The 21,953-nt window shown below is 39.3% G+C and carries 21 protein-coding genes; 10 read left to right on the top strand and 11 right to left on the bottom strand.

Features of this window, described 5'->3' with window-relative positions; genetic code table 11:
• The 3 genes from AB1721_01995 to AB1721_01985 all read right to left on the bottom strand — a co-directional run bounded on the left by AB1721_01995 (position 1) and on the right by AB1721_01985 (position 3,583).
• Complete coding sequence (locus AB1721_01995; GenBank protein ID MEW5805476.1) at positions 1-807, bottom strand: hypothetical protein; 807 nt, start codon at positions 805-807, stop codon at positions 1-3.
• A gap of 74 nt (positions 808-881) precedes the next feature.
• A complete protein-coding gene (rsmA, locus tag AB1721_01990; protein MEW5805475.1) occupies positions 882-1,658 on the bottom strand; it encodes a 16S rRNA (adenine(1518)-N(6)/adenine(1519)-N(6))-dimethyltransferase RsmA in 777 nt (258 codons plus the stop codon).
• Positions 1,659-1,660: 2 nt separating this feature from the next.
• Positions 1,661-3,583 carry a UvrD-helicase domain-containing protein gene (locus tag AB1721_01985; GenBank protein ID MEW5805474.1) on the bottom strand — a complete coding sequence of 641 codons (1,923 nt, stop codon included), beginning with the start codon at positions 3,581-3,583 and terminating at the stop codon, positions 1,661-1,663.
• Positions 3,584-3,626: 43 nt separating this feature from the next.
• On the opposite strand from AB1721_01985, the gene AB1721_01980 reads away from it, so the two are divergent.
• Positions 3,627-4,652, top strand: a complete 1,026-nt coding sequence (locus AB1721_01980; GenBank protein ID MEW5805473.1) for a S1 RNA-binding domain-containing protein — start codon at positions 3,627-3,629, stop codon at positions 4,650-4,652.
• 155 nt (positions 4,653-4,807) lie between these two features.
• On the opposite strand, the gene AB1721_01975 is transcribed toward AB1721_01980, so the two are convergent.
• From AB1721_01975 to AB1721_01960, 4 genes are all read right to left on the bottom strand, one after another.
• Positions 4,808-5,080, bottom strand: a complete 273-nt coding sequence (locus AB1721_01975) for an HU family DNA-binding protein (GenBank protein MEW5805472.1) — start codon at positions 5,078-5,080, stop codon at positions 4,808-4,810.
• A 500-nt stretch (positions 5,081-5,580) separates the two neighbouring features.
• Positions 5,581-7,107, bottom strand: a complete 1,527-nt coding sequence (rny, locus tag AB1721_01970; GenBank protein MEW5805471.1) for a ribonuclease Y — start codon at positions 7,105-7,107, stop codon at positions 5,581-5,583.
• A gap of 388 nt (positions 7,108-7,495) precedes the next feature.
• Positions 7,496-7,834: a hypothetical protein gene (locus AB1721_01965; protein MEW5805470.1), complete on the bottom strand. Its 339-nt coding sequence runs from the start codon at positions 7,832-7,834 to the stop codon at positions 7,496-7,498.
• 134 nt (positions 7,835-7,968) lie between these two features.
• Positions 7,969-8,238 carry a class I SAM-dependent methyltransferase gene (locus AB1721_01960; GenBank protein ID MEW5805469.1) on the bottom strand — a complete coding sequence of 90 codons (270 nt, stop codon included), beginning with the start codon at positions 8,236-8,238 and terminating at the stop codon, positions 7,969-7,971.
• 62 nt (positions 8,239-8,300) lie between these two features.
• Between AB1721_01960 and AB1721_01955 the strand changes: the two genes are divergently transcribed.
• The 9 genes from AB1721_01955 (at position 8,301) to AB1721_01915 (ending at position 16,839) form a co-directional block, all read left to right on the top strand.
• Positions 8,301-8,735 (top strand): peptidoglycan recognition family protein, encoded by a 435-nt coding sequence (locus tag AB1721_01955; protein ID MEW5805468.1) that lies wholly within the window; start codon positions 8,301-8,303, stop codon positions 8,733-8,735.
• 302 nt (positions 8,736-9,037) lie between these two features.
• A complete protein-coding gene (locus tag AB1721_01950) occupies positions 9,038-9,892 on the top strand; it encodes a histone deacetylase (GenBank protein MEW5805467.1) in 855 nt (284 codons plus the stop codon).
• A 40-nt stretch (positions 9,893-9,932) separates the two neighbouring features.
• Complete coding sequence (locus tag AB1721_01945) at positions 9,933-10,457, top strand: class I SAM-dependent methyltransferase (protein MEW5805466.1); 525 nt, start codon at positions 9,933-9,935, stop codon at positions 10,455-10,457.
• Positions 10,458-10,459: 2 nt separating this feature from the next.
• Positions 10,460-11,734 (top strand): extracellular solute-binding protein, encoded by a 1,275-nt coding sequence (locus tag AB1721_01940; protein MEW5805465.1) that lies wholly within the window; start codon positions 10,460-10,462, stop codon positions 11,732-11,734.
• Positions 11,731-12,111: a hypothetical protein gene (locus AB1721_01935; GenBank protein ID MEW5805464.1), complete on the top strand. Its 381-nt coding sequence runs from the start codon at positions 11,731-11,733 to the stop codon at positions 12,109-12,111. The genes AB1721_01940 and AB1721_01935 overlap by 4 nt, the downstream gene beginning before the upstream one ends.
• Before the next feature lie 48 nt (positions 12,112-12,159).
• Complete coding sequence (locus AB1721_01930; protein MEW5805463.1) at positions 12,160-12,486, top strand: hypothetical protein; 327 nt, start codon at positions 12,160-12,162, stop codon at positions 12,484-12,486.
• Between the two features lie 218 nt (positions 12,487-12,704).
• Positions 12,705-13,925 (top strand): transcription termination factor NusA, encoded by a 1,221-nt coding sequence (gene nusA, locus AB1721_01925; GenBank protein ID MEW5805462.1) that lies wholly within the window; start codon positions 12,705-12,707, stop codon positions 13,923-13,925.
• A gap of 29 nt (positions 13,926-13,954) precedes the next feature.
• Complete coding sequence (locus AB1721_01920; protein MEW5805461.1) at positions 13,955-15,553, top strand: hypothetical protein; 1,599 nt, start codon at positions 13,955-13,957, stop codon at positions 15,551-15,553.
• Positions 15,554-15,663: 110 nt separating this feature from the next.
• Positions 15,664-16,839, top strand: coding sequence for a family 1 glycosylhydrolase (locus AB1721_01915; GenBank protein ID MEW5805460.1), 1,176 nt, complete (start codon positions 15,664-15,666; stop codon positions 16,837-16,839).
• Between the two features lie 334 nt (positions 16,840-17,173).
• Here the strand turns inward: AB1721_01915 and AB1721_01910 are convergent, their stop codons facing one another.
• Genes AB1721_01910 through AB1721_01895 form a run of 4 tightly spaced genes read right to left on the bottom strand, consistent with a single transcriptional unit; the run spans position 17,174 to position 21,948 of the window.
• The gene (locus AB1721_01910) at positions 17,174-17,845 is read right to left on the bottom strand and encodes an ATP-dependent Clp protease proteolytic subunit (GenBank protein MEW5805459.1); all 672 of its coding nucleotides are present in this window, start codon (positions 17,843-17,845) and stop codon (positions 17,174-17,176) included.
• Positions 17,802-19,097, bottom strand: coding sequence for a trigger factor (gene tig / locus AB1721_01905; GenBank protein MEW5805458.1), 1,296 nt, complete (start codon positions 19,095-19,097; stop codon positions 17,802-17,804). The genes AB1721_01910 and tig overlap by 44 nt, the downstream gene beginning before the upstream one ends.
• Entirely contained in the window at positions 19,094-21,562 is a 2,469-nt protein-coding gene (gene gyrA / locus AB1721_01900; GenBank protein MEW5805457.1) for a DNA gyrase subunit A, read from the bottom strand. The genes tig and gyrA overlap by 4 nt, the downstream gene beginning before the upstream one ends.
• Positions 21,563-21,570: 8 nt before the next feature.
• Positions 21,571-21,948, bottom strand: a complete 378-nt coding sequence (locus AB1721_01895) for a hypothetical protein (protein MEW5805456.1) — start codon at positions 21,946-21,948, stop codon at positions 21,571-21,573.
• Positions 21,949-21,953: the final 5 nt, after the last annotated feature.

Below are 21,953 nucleotides of genomic sequence, written 5' to 3'. Positions count from 1 at the left end.
TTATTGCCTTATCTTAAAATACTCTGCTTGTTTGACTTCAAAATCATTTTTAAAAGCATAAAACCGGTAAGCCAAATCATCGTAATTGCCATAAACTAACTTTGCTCGATAAGGATCATCATCAACCAGCAAAAATCCCAAAGCGGTGTACTGCATCTCTGAATAAAGATTCAACAAGCCAAGGTGATAAATTTTCCAAGATTGGGGCACTGGCACCTGGACAAAGCCATCTAGGGCCAGCTGGGTTTGGTTAATAAACTCGATTAATTTCTTTCTTGCTTCAGTATCATTCTGAGTTTCGGCCTGATAGGAAAGAGTTGCCAGGTCTTCTCCGTCAAACTGCATCAGATGTTCTTCAAATATCTTTTTTAAAGATAAGAGATAATTATCAGTTGCCTGCTGTGAATCTGGCACTAAGCTTAAATCGGTTTCTTGATAGATTTTTAATTCCTGATTTGCCCGGGCAGTAATTAAAAGATTGCCGGCGGTTCTTATTTTCAAACGATCTAAATCAGTTAGGGTAGAGGTAGAAACCGTCTCCGGCCCCTCTGGATTTTTTACCATTAAATAATTAAGTACGGTTTTAGACAGCATCAAAGTCATATTTTCACCAAAGATTTTTTCCGCGTCCAGCTCAATCACTGGCTCGGTAAACAAGCCGTCTTGCTGATATTTGCCTGTGCCAGTTTTGTTTTCTAAATCAAAGCTTAAGCTCCAGCCGGAAGAAAAAGAAAGCAAAGATAAAAATAAAGCCGCTGCTAAAATCAAAGCGCTTGCTTTCAAGACCTTAAGTAAAACCGATTTCATTAAAATAATTATACCCTGAAATTAATTTTCAACAATAATAATTTTAACAAAAACAAGCAGCTTTTTAAATCCTTTTAATCAATCAAGGACTTAAAAAGCTCAAGCCAGGTTTCTGGCGTTAACTCTCCTGCCCGCCTCGTTGGCTCTAAACCCAGCTGAAGAAATTTTTGCCCGATTAAATCTTTGTCTTTTCCCAACTTGTTTGCCAGAACCGAAATTAAATATTTTCTTGGCTGGGAAAAACCCAGTTTAATAAACTGCTTTAATTCCGGATGCTGGCGGAAAAGATTTTTTTGATAAGGAGTTATCTCAATTAAGCAAGAATCAACTTTGGGTTTTGGAAAAAATTCGGCTCTAGAAATAGAAAATAAAATTTTTATCTCTGCCAATAACTGGTTAATTGTTCCTAAAACAGACAGCTTGGACGGCCGGGCAGTTAATTTTTCCCCAACCTGTTTCTGAACGGTCAAAACAATTTTTTCCGGCCTGGGCCATTTTTCCAAAACCAGCTCTAAAATTTTCCCAGTTAAATAATAAGGGATATTGCCGATGATTTTGTATTGATTGGCTTTAACATATTTTTCCGGCTCAAACTTTAAAACATCGCCGCAAATAAGCTGAAAGTTTTCTTGGTCAGCAAATTTTTGTTCAAGCAGATAACAAAGGTTGGCGTCTTTTTCAACCGCGATTATTTTGACTCGGGCTTTCAAAAGCTCTTGAGTCAAGCTGCCCGAACCAGAGCCGATCTCTATCACCGTCTCGCCGGAGCGGAAATCTCCTGCAAAAACAATTTTTCTCAAGATCCGCTTGTTTTTTAAAAAATGCTGGCCTAAAGATTTTCTTGTTTTCATTGTCAGTCCAGATAAATCAATTCATCAAAACCATTGTTTGCCTCTAATCCGGTTTGGTCAACATAATTAATCTGATCTCCCGGCAGATCTTCCAAGAATTGGGAGGGTTGGTTGTTTTGATAATCGCCCCGGACAAATCTGATTTTTGCCCAGCTTAAATAAAGTTCTTTTTTAGATCTGGTCATGCCAACATAAAAGAGCCGGCGCTCTTCTTCCAAATCTTCCTGGTTATACAAAGACCGTTCATGCGGCAACAACCCTTGCTCCAAACCAACAATAAAAACCAGAGAAAACTCTAAGCCCTTAGCAGAATGCAGAGTCATTAAAGTGATTTTTTCCGCTTCGGCTTCATAGCTGTCAGCTTCTTGCAAAAGCCGAATGTTTTCTAAAAACATTTCCAGGCCTTTTGGCGGAGTTTCCAAATCAAAGTTTTTCGCCGCATTTATAAACTCCAAAACATTTTCCCAGCGCTCTTCTGAATTGTCCAGGTTCAAAATATAATTTTCATAGCCGATTTTTTTCAGCAATGTTTTTAAAACTGCAGATGGAGGCTGTTTTTTAGCTGATTGGCGAAGCTGATTTAAAAGACTGAAAAAATTATTTATTTCCGAGTGGTTTAAACTTTTGGGGTCAAAACCGGCTTGGCGCAGCTTAGCCAAGCTGACTTTGCCAATGCCTCTTTTGGGAACATTAATAATCCGTTCCAAAGCAACAAAATCTTTGGGATTAAGGATTGCTTGCAAATAGGAAATTAAGTCTTGAATTTCTTTTCTCTTGTAAAACTTAAACGCACCAATTAACTGGTAGGGCAGGCCTTGCTGCAAAAACACCTCTTCAAAGATGCGCGACTGAACATTGGTCCGGAATAAAATCGCCATCTCGGCCAACGAACAACCCTGGTTTAATTTTTCCAGCACTTTTTCCTTAACCCAAAGGGCTTCTTCCAACTCATCAGCAAACTTAGCCAAAAAAATCAGCTCGCCGTCTTGGTTTTCAGTAAAGAGCCTTTTTTCGGTCCGAAAAACATTCTTGGAGATTAGCTCTTGGCTGGCAGAAACAATGGTTTTGGTTGAACGATAGTTTTGTTCAAGAAAAAAGACCTTTGCCTTGGGCCAATCTTTCTCAAACCGCAGAACATTGCGAAAATCAGCGGCTCGGAACGAGTAAACCGATTGCCAATCGTCGCCAATCACACAAAGATTCTGGTGCTTCTGGGCAAGCAGTTTAATTAAAAGATATTGGGGCTTATTCGTGTCTTGGTATTCATCAACCAGAATCTGGTCCCATTTGCTTTGATATTTGCTTAAAATTTGAGGCTGGTTTTTAAACAGCTCAACCACTTTCAAAACCAAGTTGTCAAAATCAAAAGCGTTTCTCTGCTTTAAGAGTTTTTCATATTCTTCAAAACAAAGCTTTATCTTTTCCGGAATGTTTTCTGTTTCTTCCGGGTCTAAGAAATCGCCCCGATTTTTCAAAAAAGAAACTCTAGCCAAGATCTTGGCCGGCGAATCATTAAAACCGAGGTTTTTTAAAACCTGTTTCATTATCAGCAAGCTGTCAGTTTGGTCGTAAATAGAAAATCCCGAACTAAAACCCAAAAGCCGGGCTTGTTTTCTTAATATCTCAACCCCTAATTTATGAAAGGTCCCTAAAAAAGGCGGCCGGACCTGTTTGTCTTGGGACAAATCTAAAAGATTAAAAACTCTTTTTTTCATTTCCAGAGCGGCCTTGTTAGTAAAAGTCAAACCAAGAATTTTTTCCGGCTTAACGCCCCGACTAATCAAATAAGCAATCCGATGAGTCAGGGTTTTGGTTTTTCCCGAACCGGGCCCGGCGATAATCATCATCGGGCCGGACAGGTTTAAAACCGCGGCTCTTTGCTGGAGATTTAAAGACTCAAGAATCTTTTGTTCTGAACTAATCATTGATTTTCTAACTGTTTTATTTTATATTATAACTCTAACCAAGATGCAACAAGTTTTAGAAACAATTAAAAAACAAGTTGTCCCGGGTATCAACGATATCGTTGAGGGAGAACTCTTGAAAAAAGAGCGGCGAATGGCTTTTGTTGATTTGGGCGAGTTAGGCACCGGCATAATCTTAGGCCGGGAATTCTTGTCCTCGCAAGACAAAATCAAAAATCTCAATCCCGGAGATAAGGTTGCCGCTAAAATCATCGGTTTAGTTGATGAAAACGGATTTTGGGAACTCTCGCTTAATCAAGCGGATAAAGAAGCCGGCTGGAAAAAAGTCCAATCAGCCAAAAACAGCAAAGAAGATCTGGTTTTGCCGGTTTCGGGAGCCAATCAAGGCGGGCTGTTAATGCAGTATGAAGAGGTTGAGGGATTTTTGCCGGTATCACAACTTTCTATTGAACATTATCCAAGAGTTGAGGGCGGGGATAAAGCAAAAATTTTAGAAGAGCTTAAGTCTTTTGTTGGCAAAGAATTAAAAGTCAGGGTTTTGGATTTTAGCCCGGAAGAAGGAAAATTAATTTTTTCCGAAAAAGAAGCGGAGCAAGAGAGGCTCCAGAACTTAATTTCACGATACAAAATCAATGATATTGTTGAAGGCGAGATCACCGGCTTGGCTCCGTTCGGCGCTTTTATTAAGTTCGGCGAACCGACCCTGGAGGGCTTGATTCACATCTCTGAAATTGACCACAAATTAGTTGAAGATCCGGCTGAATATTTTCAGATCGGCGACAAAACCAAAGCCGAGATTATCAATATTGCCGATGACCGGGTTTTTCTTTCTCTAAAATCCCTTAAGCCGGACCCCTGGGAATCAATTGAAAAAAAATATTTAAAAGGAGAAACTTATCCGGGCAGGGTGGTTAAGTCAATCCAGCAAGGTGTTTTGGTTTCTTTAGATGAATATATCTACGGAATCTGCGAAACAGAAAAAGAGCTTAAGCCGGAAAAAACTTATCAATTTAAAATCAGCCAGATAAACAAAAAAGAAAAAAAGATTGATCTCGAGCTGACCGAATAACTCCGTTCAATCTTATTAGTATAATTAGTACTGATTAGTACATTGGTAAGAGGACATAGCAATGTAACAATGAGACAATGAAGCAATGAATCTACTACCGGGAAAATTAAAAAGCGCTTAAACTAAGCGCTTTTTAATTTCCAGCCCCAGCTGTTTTATTTAACCGCTTCTTTAAAGGCCTTGGCTGGCCTGAACTTCGGCACTCTGGTTGCCGAGATGTTAATTCTTTCTCCGGTCCGCGGGTTAATTCCTTTTCTTGCTCTGCGGTAAGCCAAAGAAAAAGAGCCAAATCCGGCAAGAGAGGCTTCGTTGCCAGACCTGACCGTGTTGATCAGATCGCCAAAAACAAAGTCAACGATCTCTCCGGCTTGCCTTTTGGATAAGCCAAACTGCTCCGCAACCTTGTCGGCCAGTTCTTTTTTGTTCATGTTTTTAAAAAAATTTAATTAAGACGACCAAGCCCAAAAAATAATAAAGCTGTCTAAATTATAAAGCGAAATTAAAAAGTTGTCCACCCCGTTAGAGATTCAGCGATAATCAGACGGAATAAGTTTTCAACCAAGGCGAAGCCGCGTTTGACGGGGCGAAGCCGACTATGGTCTTGGTATGATTGAATGAAGAATTAACCGACGCAAATCTCTAACGGGGCCCACCCGGCGCAGAACCCTACTAATTTATGAATTATTGCTAATAATCACCAATCAATCTTATTAGTATTATTAGTACAGATTAGTAAATTGGCAGGAGGACATAGCAATGAAACAATGAGACAATGAAGCAGTGAAACCCTGTTATTCGTTGATAAAGTATCATTATTCATAATTCATAGTTCCCATTTTATAATTCATAATTCATGATTCATGATTCATGATTCATTATTCAAACTAAGCTGATAAAGCTGATGTGGCAATGTAGCGATGAATTTCTACTACCGGGCATACTCAATTGCCCTGGTTTCACGAAACACGGCCACTTTAATCTCTCCGGGATATCTCAACTCTTTTTCAATTTTCTCTGCCACTTCTCTGGCTAATTTAGCCGCGTCATAATCATTAATTTCCTCCGGAGAAACAAAAACCCTTAATTCCCGACCAGCCTGAATCGCATAAGCTTTTTCTACACCTTTAAATTCCAAAGCGATTTTCTCCAGATCAGCCAAGCGCTTGACATAGCTCTCTAAAGACTCTTTTCTGGCGCCAGGTCGGGCCGCAGAGATGGCATCTCCAGTGTTAACCACATAGGCCTCAGGAATCGCTACTGGATAATCTTCATGGTGAGATCGCATCGCTAAAATTATCTGCTCGTCAAGTTTATATTTCCGCAAAATCTTAATCCCCAGCTCCAAATGATTGCCCTCAATTTCATGGTCAACTGCTTTACCAATATCATGCAAAAGCCCGGCTTTTTTGGCTATTTCAGAATTAAGCCCAAGTTCTTCAGCTAACATCTGGCAGAGATGAGCCACCTCAATCGAATGAACCAAAGCATTTTGACCATAACTGGTTCGGAAATGAAGCCGGCCCAAAAGATGGACAATCTCCGGAGGGAAATCAATAATTCCCAGCTCATAAACTGCTTGCTCGCCCGCTTCTTTGATTTTCTGGTTGACTTTTTTCTTGGCTGATTCAATCTTTTCTTCAATTCTGGCTGGCTGAATCCGGCCGTCCTGAATTAAATCTTCCAAAGCAATCTTGGCAATCTCGCGCCTGACCGGATCAAAACAAGAAAGCATAATTGAGTCCGGCGTATCATCAATTACCAACTCAACCCCGGTTAATTTTTCAAAATGGCGAATATTCCGACCCTCCTTGCCAATAATTTTTCCTTTAACGTCTTCATTGGGTAAAGAAACTATTGAAGTGGAAACCTCGCCAATATGGGATCGGGAATAACGTTGGACAACAGTGTTAACTAATTCATTAGCTTTTTTCTCCAGTTCTTCAGACCGCTCTTGTTCGAGTTTTTTTATCGTGTTGAAAAGATCGGCTTGATAAGCCCGCTCAACCTGTTCAATTAAGTTCTGCTTGGCTTGCTCTTTGCTCAAGCCGGCAATCTGTTCCAATTCTTTAATTTGCTTTTCTTGATGGGCTTCTAAATCTTGTTTTAAAGACTTCACCTTCTCAACCTGGGACAAAAGCTTTTCTTCTTTGGCGTCTAATTTTTTTGTCCGCTCATCTAAAAAAGCCTCTTTTGAAAGCAAACGTTCCTGGGTTTTTCTTAATTGCTTTTTCTCGTTTTTTATCTCCTCCTCGGTCTCGGCCATCAAACTGATAGCTTTGTTCTTTGCCTCTAGCAAGATCTGTTTGGCTTGCTCCTCGGCTTTAGAAATTCTCTCCCGGACAACTTTTTCCAGATTAGCTAATTTTTTCTGGACTAAATATTTTCTCAAAAAAAAGCCGGCGGTTCCGCCTAAAGCTAAACCGAAAACGCCGGCAATAAAAAAATTAATCGACATAAATTTGCCAGTTTTCTAACCTTGCCGGATTAAAAAGTTTAACTAAGCTTTTCCAAGCCGAATAAAACAGTTTTAAAAATTGGAAGATAAAGAATCACGAAAAAGAATTAATCTGGCTGGCAAAACCGAAACTGGGGCAGGGTCAGAAAAACTTAAAAATTAATTAATAATCAAAACCTTGATTATTATAAAACTAAAAAAAGGGGAAATCAACCCCAAAAATTATAATAATGAATTATGAATAAGGTTTTTCTAAAATCTATAATCTGAAGCTATTGGCAGATATTAGCAATAATTCGTAAATTAGTAGGGTTTTATTAGTAATTTAGAGTTGCCGCTTTTGGCCCAACCCCGCCCAACCAGATAGATTTTTGTCTAAAACTTAAATCTAAATCTTTTTTGCCACAATCACTATCCGATGCCGAGAAAGCTTAATCCCTTTGTCTGTTTTGTATTTTTCTGCGTAGGTTTTTAAGAATTTCTTGTCTTTTTCCGAATCGAAATCTTCAAATATCGGCACTCCTTGCAAAAATAAATCAAGATCTTCATAGCTTAGGTAATACTCATCGTGAAAATACTCCTGGCCAAAAACGATCTCAAAACCAATTCGGTTTAATGCTTCTCTATCTTCTCTTAACCTAGAAATTTTTTCCTGGCCAAAATTCTGGCCCCGGCCAAAAATTTTTTTAATCGCTTGGGCATCTTTCTCGCCAATGTTTATAGTCAAAAAATAACCATCTGGTTTTAATAATCTTTGAAGTTCAGAAAAAGGCGTTGGCCCGCGGCGGCTATAAGCCAAGTCAAAACTATTATCTGGATAGATCGTCCTGAAAGCGTTTTGTTTCTCAAAACTAACATTTTTTATTTTTTTTGATTTTGGAATTTTTTTGCTGCCTTTAACATACCCCGAGATAAATCTATGGCAACAATCTTCTGAAAATAAGGCGCAACTGAAAGGGTAAAACGCCCATCAGCGCAGCCCAGATCTAGGGCAACCGCATTTTTATTGCTTAACTCTAACAACTTTTCTTTAAAAACTTTTTCCGGATCTTTGTTCGGATAATCTGAAACATACCTGGCATCAGAATGGTAGTCGCCAAACTTTTTAGCAATTTTATCGTAAAAACTCATATAGCCAATTATAATCGTTTCTTAATCTTAATGCCAACAAGATTTGTTATAATTTAGCTAAGATGAAACTGCCAAGAGAAAATGTTAAATACCTGATTGTCCACCAGAGCGCTACGCCCAAAGCTGAAACCAGTTTTGAAAAAATAAAAAAATTCCATTTAAAACAGGGCATGGGCAATATTGCTTATCATTATTTTATTGAAGCTAATGGCAAACTGCGCAAGGGCAGGAATGAGTCCACTGCCGGCACTCATACTAAAGCCAGCCAGATGAATCTAAAAAGCTTGGGCGTCTGCTTGGCCGGGGATTTTAATTATGAAGACCCGAATTCAGAACAATTAGAAGCCTTAGCTAAAATCTTGGATTTTTTAGCTTCAAAATACCAGATTCCTAAAAACAATATTCTTGGCCATAATGAAGTAATTGGTTCAGTGACTGAATGCCCGGGTATAAGTTTAAATGAATGGATAGTTAAATACAGAGATTCTAAAGCATAAATATTATACTCACTTTTGTGAAACATTTTGACAAGATGTTTCACAAAACCATTCGGTTAAGCTTGTGAAACATGTTTCACAGAAAAATGTTTCACGTGAAACATCCTAATCTTGTGAAACAATTTGGATAAAATGTTTCACAAAGACTTAAAAATAGTGTTAATTATGCTTGTGAAACATGTTTCACGCGAAAATGTTTCACGTGAAACATCTATTTCCCAAAGATTTTAAGTTATAAAATGTTTCACGTGAAACAAAAGCCTGTGAAACATGTTTCACGGGCTTAAAATTATCGAAAATCTATGAAAATCGTTTACTCTAAAAAATTTACAGAGCTTTCCGACCCAGATCGTCCAGAGTCTGCTGAAAGAATTCTGGTTATTTATCAAGCACTAAAAAACCTGCCAAAAATCAAGTTCATTGAACCAAAACCAGCTTCTGAAAAAGATTTATTAATTGCTCACACAAAAGCCCAGATTCAAACAGTTAAAAATAACCGATTTTTTGACCCAGACACGCCAAATCTTGAAAATATTTATCCCTATGCTGTCTTATCAGCAGGAAGCGCAATTACAGCTTCAGAAATTGCCCTGAGGGGCGAACCAGCTTTTTCCTTAGCCCGGCCGCCCGGCCATCATGCAGGCAAAAACTCAATAGCTGGATTTTGTTATTTTAACAACCTGGCAATTGCCTCATTAAAATTAGCCCAAAAGAGGAATAAAGCCAGTATTCTTGATTTAGATGCTCATCATGGCAACGGCACTCAAGAAATTGTCCTAGATCAACCTAATATTTTATTTTGTTCAATTCATCAATCACCGCTTTATCCTGGCACTGGCTTAAAATCAATAAAAAACTGTTATAACTTTCCAATAACTCCCGGCTCGGACTTTTACATCTATAAACAAAAATTAGAAAAGGCGCTTGATTTAACCATAAAATTCAAACCAAAGATTATTGCCGTTTCTCTTGGTTTTGATACTTACAAAGCAGACCCCCTGGCTGACCTAAATCTTGATTTAAAAAACTATTTTGAAATCGGAAAGATGTTAGCTAGTTTAAACCTGCCAATGTTTTTTGTTTTAGAAGGCGGTTATTCAAACAAAATCGGAGAAGGCGCGAAAAATTTTTTCAAAGGATTTTTAGATATTGCTTAAAAAGTTGCAAAATAAGTTTTTAAAAACTATAATTATTTTAATGATTAATCTTGTTCAGGTTATCCAACAAGCCGGTATCTCTCCGGCTGAAACAATTGCTGATTTTGGCGCTGGTTCGGGATTTATTGCTATGGAGCTGGCTAAAGCAGTTGGCCCTAATGGCAAGGTCTACGCAATTGATATTTTAGAAGATCCGTTAGACGCGCTTGAATCCAGAGCCAAAACAGAAAAGTTTTTCCAGATAGAAACCATCAAGTCTGACTTAGAAAAAACCAATGGCTCAACTTTAGAACCAAACTCCTGCGATTGGGTTTTAGTGGCTAACCTCTTGTTCCAGATTGAAAACCCAGAAACAATCATTAAAGAAGCAAACAGAATCTTGAAGCCAGGCGGAAAAATCTTGGCGATTGAGTGGCTGCCGGAAAAACTAATCTCCCAACAAGGGCATTTTTTTCATCAGCCAGATGAGATAAAAAAAATCCTAACTGCAAACAACTTTATTCCGGTTAAAGAATTAAAACCAAGTCAAAGCCATTATGGCTTAATCTTTCAAAAACAAGCTTAATTATGGGTAATCTAAGCCGAAGGCAATTATTAATCATTGGCGGAATCGCCGGAGCAGCGCTGGTTCTGCTTTTAATTATTTTTGTTGGCTTAAAGCCAAGCAAAAGCGGCGCGGCTAAATTAATTATCTGGGGAACATTTGAAAATCCAGAGCTTTTTTCTGATTTAATCAAACCCTTTACCCAGCAAACCAAAGCTGAAATTACCTATGTGCCAAAGGACCCAAAAACTTATGAGCAGGAATTGATTAATGCTCTGGCAGCCGGCGCCGGACCGGATATTTTCTTTTTTGAAAACACCTGGCTGTTAAAACACTATAATAAAATTCAGCCGGCGCCAAAATCTCTTTTTACTGTCTCGGCAGTTGAGCAGAGTTATCCCCAAGTGGTTGTCAGAGATTTCACTTCAGCTGACAATGTTTACGCTATTCCGCTTTTTCTTGACAGTTTGGCTCTTTTTTACAACCAAGATTTGTTAGACCAAGCGGCAATTCCTTTCCCGCCGAAAACCCTGGAAGAGTTGGTTGAGATGGCGCCAAAATTAACCAAATTTAATGAACGAAGAGACATTCTGTATTCTGGCTTTGCTTTAGGCTCAGCCGCCAATGTCAGCCACGCGACTGACATCTTATCTTTATTAATGCTCCAAGCCGGCTCAAACATTATCAGCAACGACTTTACAATTACGCTTCATCAAACTAATGCCGGCGCCCAAGCTCTGAATTTTTACACCCAGTTCGCTAAATCAAAAAATCAAGTTTATTCTTGGGACGAAAAAATGGGTAACTCAATTGAAGAATTTGCCCGAGGCAAAGCGGCAATAGCAATTGGCTACGCTAGCGATATTCCGATTATCCGCTCAATTTCCCCTTATTTTAACTTCAAAATCGCTTTAATGCCCCAGCCTGAAACAAGCCAGTTAAGAAAAGATTATGCTTCTTATTACGGCTTGGCTGTTAATAAACAGTCAAGATACAAGCAAGCAGCTTGGGAGTTAATCTCTTTTTTGTCTCAAAACGAAACCGCAGAAAGTTTTGCCAGAAAAGTCAATCTGCCGCCAGCCAAGAGAATTCTTTTGGACAGATTTAAAAACCAGCCGATTATGGATATTTTTTCCCGACAAGCTTATACCGCCCTGTCTTGGCCCCAGGCTGACCCAATAATAATTGACCAGATATTTAAAAGCGCGATTTCCCAATCGCTTGCAGAAACCCAGCCGCTTGATATGATTATCTCAAGCGTTGCCAATCAATTAGACAAGCTTTACAAACAATTATGAAGTTAAAAGTTTTATTGGGCCTGGTTTTTTTTCTTGGCCAGATAAAGATTGCTTCTGCCGGCCTGGTTCAGTGTTTCGTTTCACCCGAGAACGCCTTGTGCGATTTTTGCTCTTTTCTAGCCACGATTCAAGCAGTAATTAACTTTATTATTGGCTTGGCTTTTATGGGCGCAGTGATTTTATTGGCCAAATACGGCTTTGATATGTTTTTCACCGGCGGAGATCCGGGAAAAGTCCAAGGGGCGATGAAAGGAATTTTAAAAGTAGTCGTGGGCATTATTATTGTTTTAGCTGCTTGGGCAATTGTTAATACAATTATCTGGTTTTTGGCCAGTCCGGGTTCGCCGCCGACTTTCTGGAACCAAATAAACTGTTAAAATTAATACCGACGATGGGCAGTAAATTATGATAAAATAAATAGAAAAATGAAAAAGTTATTAACTCTTTATTCGTTATTCATAATTCTTTATTCTGCTTTAATTACGCCGGCTTCTGCGATTACAATCCAAAATCCAATTAAATACGGCACCATCCCCGAAGTGATTGACGCGATTATCACTTTTTTAATGATTATCTCTTTCCCTCTGTTAACCGGAGCGGTAATTTACGGAGGTTTTATTGTTATTACCGCAGCCGGGGATCCGGCTAAGTTTAACAAGGGTTGGCAAACAATTGTCTATGCGGTTTTAGGCTTTGTCATTGTCCTTTTAGCCAAAGGAATTGTTATGGCGATTGGAAATTTCTTTCGCTAAACTAAATTAGGATAAAAGCTTAAAAAATCAAGGTTTGACAATTTGATGATTAATGTTATATTTACTTAAGTCCTTTCCGCCAATCTGGCGGAAATTTTAATTAACAATCCTGCTAATATACTAATTTGTACGAATAGATACTAATAATATCCCATTGATATTATTAGTAAATTCGCAGCCATTAGTAAATTAGTGGGAATTAGCAAATTATCAGGAGTATGTTTGATTTAAAAACCATTATCCAATCGATCCAGCAAATTGCTGAAGAAAGAGAGATTCCGGAAGCAAGAGTCAAAGAAATCATTGAAACCGCTTTGGCTCATGCTTATAAAAAAGAATACCGGAATAAAAGCGAGATTATCAAAGCTGATTTTAACCCGAAAACCGGCCTGGTTGAGTTTTTTCAAATCAAGCAGGTGGTTGACCCATCAATGCTTTTAGAAGAAGATGAAGAGCCAAAAGAAGATGAAAAAAAGATTCGGTTTAATGAAGACCGGCACATTCTGCTTGACCAGGCCCGAGAAATTAAACCGGAGATTTTCACCGGCGAAGAGCTTGAGTTCCCCTTAGAGGCAAAGTTAGAGTTCGGCCGAATTGCCGCCCAGACGGCCAAACAAGTAATTCTGCAAAAACTCCACGAAGCAGAAAAAGAAACCTTGTTTGATTTTTACAAAACTAAAGAAAATGAAATTGTCAGCGGGATTATCCAAAGAATTGATAAAGGCAATGTTTTTGTTGATTTGGGCAAAAACGTTGGGGTAATGTTCAGCGATGAAACTATCCCCGGGGAAAGATACCGGCCTGGCGAAAGATTAAAATTTTATGTTCTGTCAGTTGAACAAGGCAGCCGCGGGCTTTCAATCCTGCTTTCCCGATCCCATCCAAAATTCCTGGCTAAACTTTTTGCCAGCGAAGTGCCGGAAATCGCTGAAGGCATTGTTGAGATAAAATCAATCGCCCGGGAACCGGGTGAAAGAACCAAAATCGCGGTCAGCTCGAATAACGAATCAATTGACCCGATCGGCGCTTGCGTTGGCCAGAAGGGAACCCGAGTGACAACAATTATGAATGAGCTGGGCAATGAAAAGATTGATATTATTCTCTGGTCTGATGATCCGGCGACTTTTATCAGCAATGCTTTGGCGCCGGCAAAGATCGCCGAAGTCCAGATTCGGCCCAATAAAGAGGCCCGAGTTTTTGTCCCGGCTGACCAGCAATCTTTAGCAATCGGCAGAAACGGCCAAAATGTTCGGTTAGCCCACAAGCTGACTAACTGGCGAATCGAGGTTCGCTCAAGCGCTAAACCAGAAGAAATAATTGACCAGGGCCAGCCAGAAATTTACGAACAAGAACCGGATTACCAAGAACAATCTGAAGCTGACCAACCAATAAAACCAGAGCAAGAGCAAGAAACGAGCAAAGATTCTAACAGCGAATAAAACTCGTCAGCGTGGTAAAATAAAACCATATGCAGCCGCTTTCTGAACAAACAAAACAGCTTCTGGAAGACCTAAAAAAAATCGGTTCAAGAAAAGAACCAGAACAATATTCTGCTAATACTATTTCTGTCAGCAACTTAACCAGCGGGATTGAGTTCTTATACGAAAAAATCCGCAATGCTTTAGAATACCGAGAAGAGCATCTTTGGCTTAAAGATGCGGTTTTGCGCATCCTTAAACGCAGATTTTTTGAGATCTTAGCTAAAGAAAAAATCGGCCGGGAAGTGGTTGAAGAGCTAATCCGGGGCCGATATTTAGAAAACAGTTATTATCCGGAAAGCAAAGCTTTTGAGATAAATGAGATTCTGGACAAATATTGCCGAGCTTTTGAATTGTTTGAAACCAGCCAAAATCTGGCGGAAAAACAACTGAACAAGCTGGAGGAATGGTTCTTGGGCTTTGCCGCTTTAGAGATAGTTGATCTTTTTCCCAAAAGCCAAACCGACCGCCTATTTATCAATTATTTCTGGCAAACAGCCAAACAAGCCACCTTGGCTTCTCCGGAAACACTTGGCCAAGAGTTTGACCAACAGCTTTATCTGGGAATCTTCCGAAATTTTTTCAAAGCTGATACTCAAATGGAGCAGTATGAAATCTTCCGTCTTAAATACTCGGATTGGTTTGAAAATCCGCCTAACCAAGCCATCGCCGAAATCAGCCAGCAACTGCCAAAAATAAAACAAGAGCTGGAAACCGCGCTTAAATATCCTTTAAGGCAGGAGCTAGACCGAATTATGAAACGGAGAAGTTTGTTTGTCTTTATGCTTCAAGACTTGATTAACCAAGAAAAAGAAAATGCTTCGGCGGTCCTTAATGATCCGGAACTGCTTGAGGGAAAACTAAGAACAATCTATGAGACCCATTATCAAAAAAGCCGGCAAAAGCTCCAAACTTCAGCGATCCGGGCCGTAGTTTTTATTATCCTGACCAAAATGCTGTTTTTGTTTGCTCTTGAAGTGCCTTATCAGATTTTGACCGAGACGGTTAATTACTTAGTTTTAGGCATCAACACAATCATTCCGCCATTACTACTAATCATCTCTTCTCTAATTATTAAAATGCCTGGCGAAGAGCAGAACTTTATCAGAATTGTTTCTGAGTTTGAACGGATGATTCGCTATCATCAAGAAATGCCTGCTTTAGATATTGTTAAAAACAAAAGGCAAAGGTCTTGGCCAATGAGGATTGCTTTGGGCTCAATCTATGTTTTGAATATCAGCTTTACTGCCTGGCTTTTAAATTTGCTCTTCAAGGCATTTGATTTTAACTTAGCTGATGCTTTTATCTTTGTTTTATTTTTGAGCTTAATCAGTTTTTTTGCCATCCGGCTAAGAAAAACTGCCAATCAGTTAGCCGCGGTTGAGGAGAAAGAGCATTTAATCACCGCTGTAGTTGAATTTTTCTTCTTCCCAATTATTGAGGTGGGCAAATGGATCTCCAGGGGCGTTGCCTCAATCAACCTAACCGCATTTATTTTTGACTTTTTAATTGAAACCCCGTTCAAAACCGTTATCCAGATCTTAGAAGAATGGTTTGGTTTTATCCGGGAGAAAAAACAAAACCTGTAAGGCTGCTAACGTGCGAATAATCGCCAATATACAAATAAAAATCAGTCGGCCGCTATTAAGTCCAAAAAAATAATTCGTAAATTTGTAATTATTTGTATTTTTGTAACTTTATGAGTTTTCCTAAATCTTTTCTCTGGGGTTCAGCCACTTCAGCTTATCAAGTTGAAGGCAATAACCGATTTTCTGATTGGTGGCATTGGGAAATAAAAAATAAAAAAGAGCAATCAGGCCGAGCTTGCGATTTCTGGAACCAATACCCGATCTACATTGATTATTTAAAACAAGGCAGACAAAACGCTTTCCGCCTGTCTTTAGAATGGGCCAGAATTAATCCGGAAAAAAATATCTGGAATGAAAAAGCTTTGAGGCATTATTTAAAAATCATTGAAGAACTGAAAAAAAACAAGATTGAGCCGATTATTACTTTGTGGCATTTTACTTTACCTGAATGGCTAGCCCAAAAAGACGGTTGGCTGAACAAAGATTCGTTAAAACACTGGCAAGATTATATTGAAAAAATTAAAGAATATTTTGGCCAAGAAATCCGCTACTGGCTAACGCTTAATGAGCCGAGTATTTATCTTTATAAAGGCTATCTTGAAGGCAACTGGCCGCCAGGAAAAAAAATCGCTTTATTTAAAGCCTTAAGAATCAGGAGAAAATTGATTCAAGCTCATCAATTGGCTTATCAAATCCTAAAAACCAAACAGAACCAAATCAGTTTGGCGTTAAATCTTTCTTTTGACGAACCGGGTTTTAAGTTTTATCCTTTAGGGAATCTGCTGGTAAAGATATTTCAAAACTATACTGATTGGGGCGTGCTAGCAGAGCTTAAAAACAAAGAGCTGCTTGACTTTATTGGAATTAATTATTATTTTCACAATTTAATTAAGATTAACCCGTTAATTTCGAGGAAAAAGAACAAAATTTTTTCTGATCTTGGTTGGGAGATCTATCCCCAAGGCATTGCCAAAGTGGCTGAACAAGTTTATCGGCTGGCAAAAAAACCGATTTTAATCACTGAAAACGGCTTGGCTGATAAAAAAGACGAAAAAAGACCAAAGTTTATTCAAGACCATATTTTGGGGCTTGACCAAGCAATGAAACAAGGCGTGCCAATCATTGGTTATCTTCACTGGTCTTTAATAGACAACTTTGAATGGGCTTTGGGCAAAGAGCCGCGCTTTGGACTCTTAGAAATGGATTATGAAAAAATAACTGCCAAACCAAGGCAAAGCTTTTGGTTCTACAAAAAAATCGTTGAGAGCTACACTGAAAGGGTTTAAATAAAAAGTGGTAAGTAATAAAGTAAGTAAAACCAACCCGATAACCGATCTCCTGATTTTGCTTGGAACCAACAGCTGGCAGTCTGCTTCTAATGCTTTTACTTTTGTTTTCTGTTTTCAGGGTTTTTGAGGCTTCTTGACAATGTTAACAAAAAGTTCGCGGCCGCGAACTTTTTGTTAACATTTGTTTTGATTTGGCTTCAGTTATTTTAGTTTTAGGAAAAATAAACTCTATTTAAAAATCGAGTAAATACAAAAATCAGAAGAAGTTTACAAAAAAACTATTGCTTCAGTATACTGAAGCAATAGTTTTTTACTTTATTAGCAACAAGAGCTATTTTTTCTTTTTTGTTGTCTTTGGCGGTTCTTTTAAAACATTGTCAATCACGCCGTAGGTTTTCGCTTCGTCCGGGGTCATAAAAAAATCCCTGTCTGTATCTTTTTCAATTTTAGCTAAAGACTGGCCGGTATGGTTAGCTAAAATCTGGTTCAACTGTTTTTTTGTTTTTGAGATATGTTTGGTATAAATCTCGACATCGCTGGCTTGGCCGCCAACTCCAGGCACCCAAAGCTGGTGAAGCATTACTACGGCATTGGGCAAAGCATATCTTTTGCCTTTACTGCCAGCGGCTAACAAAACGGCGGCGCCAGAAGCAGCCGTGCCAATACAGATAGTTTCCACATCCGGCTTAACCAACTGCATGACATCATAAATTGCCAAACTGGCCGGCACTTCGCCGCCGGGAGAGTTGATATAAAAACGAATATCTTTTTCTGGATCTTGACTTTCTAAAAACAGGAATTCGGCAATAATCGTATTTGCCACCGCATCATTAATCGGCCCGCCAAGAAAAATGATTCGGTCCTCTAATAAACGGGAATAAATATCATAAGCCCTTTCGCCAAAGGGGGTTTTATCCACCACCATCGGAATCAGCTGGTTGTATTGCTTTTTGCCTGATTCAGGATAGGGCGATCCGTTCAAGTAATTGTAAAGTTTTTTCATTTTTAAGCTTTTCTTTAGTATAAGCAATCAGCTTATAAACGTCAATTGATTTTTCCGCCTGTCCGGTGGTTTTAAACCTGGCTAAAAACTTGTCTGCTTCCTGTTCAACTTCCTGTTTGTCCGGCTCAACTGATTCTTTTTCCGCCACCTTTGCCAAAATCAAAGCATAGATTAATCTTTTTTCTGCTTCTGATTTAAATTCTTTTTTCAGATCCGCTTCTGATTTTTTCAGCTGGCCTAAATAATCCTGCCAAGCCAAACCAGAATTGGCAATTGAAGATTTTAGCTCTTCAAGCATAATCTCTTCCTCCCGGTCAATCAATGCTTCGGGCAGCTCAAGTTCAACCATCTCGCTCAAATGATTGAGCAAAACCAAACGGAATCTTTGGATTTCTTTTTCTTCCGCCTCATGCTTCAATCCGTGAGCAATGCTCTGCCTTAATTCAGCCAAAGAATTAAACTTGCCCAGAGTTTTGGCAAACTCATCATTAAGTTCGGGCAGAATCTCTTGCTCAATTTTTTTAATCAAAACCTTAAAATCAAGCTTTTTGCCGGCCAAGTCTTTTTGCCAATAATCTTTTGGCGCTGATAAAGAAAAATTCAGCTGGTCGCCCTTTTTTTGGTTCAAAACCTGCTCAAAAAATCCGGGCATTAGAGCGTCCTTTTCTAAAACAAACCGAAAATCATTCTGCTCTCCGGCTTCAACCGCTTGATTGTTCTGTTTGATTAACAGATCAATGGTCAGCCAATCTTTTTCTTCAGCCGGACGATCAACTTCCTTAAAGCTGCTCCGGGACCGCTGAAGCCATAAAAGCGATGACTGAATCTCTTTATCTTGAACCTCAACCGGCTTTTTTTCTTTTTTAAGAGATTTTAAAGAATCTTTATAGTTATCCGGCAAATTCAGTTCAGGAACAATAGCAAATACTGCTTCAAACTCCAAAGGATTATTTGGCGCTAACTTGGTAATAGCAATCTCCGGTTTAGTAATCGCTTCCCAGTTGTTTTTCTCAACTTCCTGCCAATAAAGCTTTTCGATTGCTTTTTCAGCGGCTTTTTGGTAAATCGCAAACTCGCCGAGTTTTTGCTGAACTAACTCTTTTGGCGCTTTGCCCTTCCGATAACCCGGCAGTTCAGTTTCCGCTGCCAACTCTGTTAAAGCTTGGTCAACAAAAACCTTAAATTCTTCTTGAGGAAGAGTAATTTTTAAACTGATTTTTGAACCGGGTAAATTTTTAAATTCAGATTTCATAAAACTGCAGCAGTGGCAACCCTGTCCTTCTCCGCTAAGTTGATCAGTTTTACCCCTTGGGTTGCCCGGCTTAAAACCGGAATTGACTCAAGCTGAATTCTCAACGCTTGGCCAGAATGAGAAAGTATAATCAATTCTTCTTCATTGTCAATCGCTTTGCCCAAAATCAAACGGCCAACTTTTTCGTTAAGTTTCGCGGTTTTGATTCCTGAACCGGCCCGGGTTTGAAGCCGATAATCTTTTAAAGCTGAAAATTTGCCAAAGCCCTTTTCAGTAATTACTAAAATTTTCTGGGTTTTGGCTTTATTTTTTTCAATCACATTCAAACTAATAGCTTTGTCGTCTTTTTTTAAGCCCATGCCCCTGACTCCCTGAGAGGCTTTACCTTGGGCCCGGATATTAGTTTCAGCGAACCTAATTGACTGGCCTGATTGGCTAATTAAAATTACCTGGTCTTGTCCGGAAGAAAAATCTGCCCCAATTAAAGAATCGTTCTTTTTTAAACTAATCACCCGGGAGCCATTGCGCCGCCGGCCCAAAACTTGGTCTATTTTCAGTTTTTTAACCACACCCTTTTCGGTTGCCAAAATTAAATATTTGGCTTGGCTGGATTTTTCCTGATAAGAGATTAAGGCGACAACCTTTTCATCTGCAGAGATATTGAGAAAATTGTTTACTGGCTTGCCGCGGCTTAACCGGCTTGATTCTGGAATCTCATAAGCTTTGGTAAAGAAAACTTTGCCGGTATTGGTGAAGAACAAAAGCAAATCATGAGTTTGGCAAACTTTGGCCAACAGAGGAATATCCTGCTTTTCTTTGGTCTCAAATCCGGTTACGCCTTTGCCGCCCCGCTTCTGGACTCGAAAAGATTCCGGATTAAGGCGGCGGATATAATCCTCCTGAGACAAAGTAATAATCACTGATTCTTGCTTGATTAAATCCTCGTCTTTAAACTCTTTAATTTGGCCCGAATCGATCTGGGTTTTTCTGGAGTCGCCAAATTTTTCTTTAACCTCAGCCAGCTCGGCATCAATCACTTGGATAACTTTTTTCGGATCATCAAGAATTGCTTGCAGCTCCTTGGCTAATTTTTTCTTTTCTCTTAATTCAGCATAAATCTTTTCACTCTCCAGCTTAGCCAAGCTTTCTAAACGAATCGCCAAGATTGCTTCGGCCTGCTTCTCTGAAAGCTTGAATTTTTTCATCAGATTCTCTCTTGCCTGGAGCTTGTCTTTTGATTTTTTAATCAGTTCAATAATCTCGTCAATATGGTCCAGCGCCGTGGCTAAACCTTCAAGAATATGGATTCGGTCTTTGGTTCTAGCCAAATCGTATTCGGTTCTGCGGGTAACCACAATTTTCCGGTGGTTTAAAAACTCTTCTAAAAACTCTTTCAAAGACAAAATTTTCGGCTGGATTCCGTTTACCAAAGCAACCATATTAAAATGATAAGCTTTTTGAAGATCCGTATATTTATAAAGCAGGTTCAGGATTCTCTGGGGCTGAACATCGGTTTTAAGCTCAACGACAACCCGAATCCCGTCTTTGTTTGATTCGTCGCGAATATCCCGAATTCCGTCAACTTTTTTACTCTCAACCAAATCAGCAATCTTGGCAATTAGGCTGGCCTTGTTAACCTCATAGGGAATTTCCGAGATAACAATGTCCCAGCCGGAAACGGTTTTTTTCTTTGCCTGCCTTTGTTCAATCTCCGCCTTGCCCCGGATTAAAACCGAACCCTTGCCGGTGCTGTAAGCAGAAAGCATCTGGCCTTGGTCAAAAACCGTTCCGCCGGTAGGGAAATCCGGACCCTTAATAAACTTCAGCAAGTCTTCGGTTTTGGCTTTTTCATTTTTCAATAGATGCTGCATTGCTTCAACAACTTCGGAAAGATTATGAGGCGGAATATTAGTTGCCATACCAACCGCAATTCCCATTGAACCATTAATCAAAAGATTGGGCAGTTTTGCCGGCAGAACTGCTGGCTCTTCTAAGCTATTATCATAGTTAGGCCTAAACTCAACGGTGTTTTTTTCAATATCCTGAAGCATCTCTTCAGCCAAAGCAGAGGGTTTGGCTTCAGTGTATCGCTGGGCCGCAGGCGGGTCATTGTCAATTGAGCCAAAATTGCCCTGGCCAACAATTAAAGGATAACGTAAACTGAACGGCTGGGCCATTCTAACCAAAGCATCGTAGATCGCGGCATCGCCATGCGGATGAAATCTCCCCATAGTATTACCAACAATCCTGGCTGACTTAACTGTTTTTGAATTATGGCGCAAACCAGAATCGTACATTGAATACAAAATCCGGCGCTGAACCGGTTTCAAACCGTCCCGAACATCAGGCAAAGCCCGGGAAACAATCACTGACATCGCGTAAGCCAAATAAGACTCGCGCATCTCGCTAATAATGCCTTGTTCTTTGATTTTTTCTCTTATCTCTGGTTTTTGCTCTTTTGCCATTTTACCTTCTAACTGCTAATTGGCAGATCAATCGGCTGCCCCGGCTCTAAAAATTCAACTCTTGGCTTGCCCAAGATTAACCGGCCAAGATTTTTCAGGAAGCTTAACCAATCAACCCTGCTGATAAGCTCGGTCAACCGCGAATAAAGCAAAACAAATCCCTGGCTAACATAACTAAAAAACAGCTTGATTAACTCAATGATTTTCTCGCCAAAAAATTCTTGTTCTCCGGACAAAGAGACTCGTTCCAAATTCGATTTCAAGCCAATAAACCAAAAAAATATTATTATTGGCACGATTAAAACCAAAATCAAAAAAGAAAGGTTTTGCTTAACTGATTTTGGCTTTTTTTTCAACTCTTTTAATTTTTCTTTTAACCTTGGCATTTTTT

This window comes from Patescibacteria group bacterium, assembly GCA_040753135.1.
Taxonomy (GTDB): domain Bacteria; phylum Patescibacteriota; class Minisyncoccia; order UBA6257; family Brennerbacteraceae; genus JBFMGR01.
The sequence above is the reverse complement of the archived record's forward strand: the minus strand, read 5'-3'. Positions and strand labels throughout refer to the sequence as shown.

Excerpts from the sequence above, each read along its gene's own strand:
- AB1721_01995 (MEW5805476.1), bottom strand. The coding sequence starts at position 807 with ATGAAATCGGTTTTACTTAAGGTCTTGAAAGCAAGCGCTTTGATTTTA.
- rsmA (MEW5805475.1), bottom strand. The coding sequence starts at position 1,658 with ATGAAAACAAGAAAATCTTTAGGCCAGCATTTTTTAAAAAACAAGCGG.
- AB1721_01985 (MEW5805474.1), bottom strand. The coding sequence starts at position 3,583 with ATGATTAGTTCAGAACAAAAGATTCTTGAGTCTTTAAATCTCCAGCAA.
- AB1721_01980 (MEW5805473.1), top strand. The coding sequence starts at position 3,627 with ATGCAACAAGTTTTAGAAACAATTAAAAAACAAGTTGTCCCGGGTATC.
- AB1721_01975 (MEW5805472.1), bottom strand. The coding sequence starts at position 5,080 with ATGAACAAAAAAGAACTGGCCGACAAGGTTGCGGAGCAGTTTGGCTTA.
- rny (MEW5805471.1), bottom strand. The coding sequence starts at position 7,107 with ATGTCGATTAATTTTTTTATTGCCGGCGTTTTCGGTTTAGCTTTAGGC.
- AB1721_01960 (MEW5805469.1), bottom strand. The coding sequence starts at position 8,238 with ATGAGTTTTTACGATAAAATTGCTAAAAAGTTTGGCGACTACCATTCT.
- AB1721_01955 (MEW5805468.1), top strand. The coding sequence starts at position 8,301 with ATGAAACTGCCAAGAGAAAATGTTAAATACCTGATTGTCCACCAGAGC.
- AB1721_01950 (MEW5805467.1), top strand. The coding sequence starts at position 9,038 with ATGAAAATCGTTTACTCTAAAAAATTTACAGAGCTTTCCGACCCAGAT.
- AB1721_01945 (MEW5805466.1), top strand. The coding sequence starts at position 9,933 with ATGATTAATCTTGTTCAGGTTATCCAACAAGCCGGTATCTCTCCGGCT.
- AB1721_01940 (MEW5805465.1), top strand. The coding sequence starts at position 10,460 with ATGGGTAATCTAAGCCGAAGGCAATTATTAATCATTGGCGGAATCGCC.
- AB1721_01935 (MEW5805464.1), top strand. The coding sequence starts at position 11,731 with ATGAAGTTAAAAGTTTTATTGGGCCTGGTTTTTTTTCTTGGCCAGATA.
- AB1721_01930 (MEW5805463.1), top strand. The coding sequence starts at position 12,160 with ATGAAAAAGTTATTAACTCTTTATTCGTTATTCATAATTCTTTATTCT.
- nusA (MEW5805462.1), top strand. The coding sequence starts at position 12,705 with ATGTTTGATTTAAAAACCATTATCCAATCGATCCAGCAAATTGCTGAA.
- AB1721_01920 (MEW5805461.1), top strand. The coding sequence starts at position 13,955 with ATGCAGCCGCTTTCTGAACAAACAAAACAGCTTCTGGAAGACCTAAAA.
- AB1721_01915 (MEW5805460.1), top strand. The coding sequence starts at position 15,664 with ATGAGTTTTCCTAAATCTTTTCTCTGGGGTTCAGCCACTTCAGCTTAT.
- AB1721_01910 (MEW5805459.1), bottom strand. The coding sequence starts at position 17,845 with ATGAAAAAACTTTACAATTACTTGAACGGATCGCCCTATCCTGAATCA.
- tig (MEW5805458.1), bottom strand. The coding sequence starts at position 19,097 with ATGAAATCTGAATTTAAAAATTTACCCGGTTCAAAAATCAGTTTAAAA.
- gyrA (MEW5805457.1), bottom strand. The coding sequence starts at position 21,562 with ATGGCAAAAGAGCAAAAACCAGAGATAAGAGAAAAAATCAAAGAACAA.
- AB1721_01895 (MEW5805456.1), bottom strand. The coding sequence starts at position 21,948 with ATGCCAAGGTTAAAAGAAAAATTAAAAGAGTTGAAAAAAAAGCCAAAA.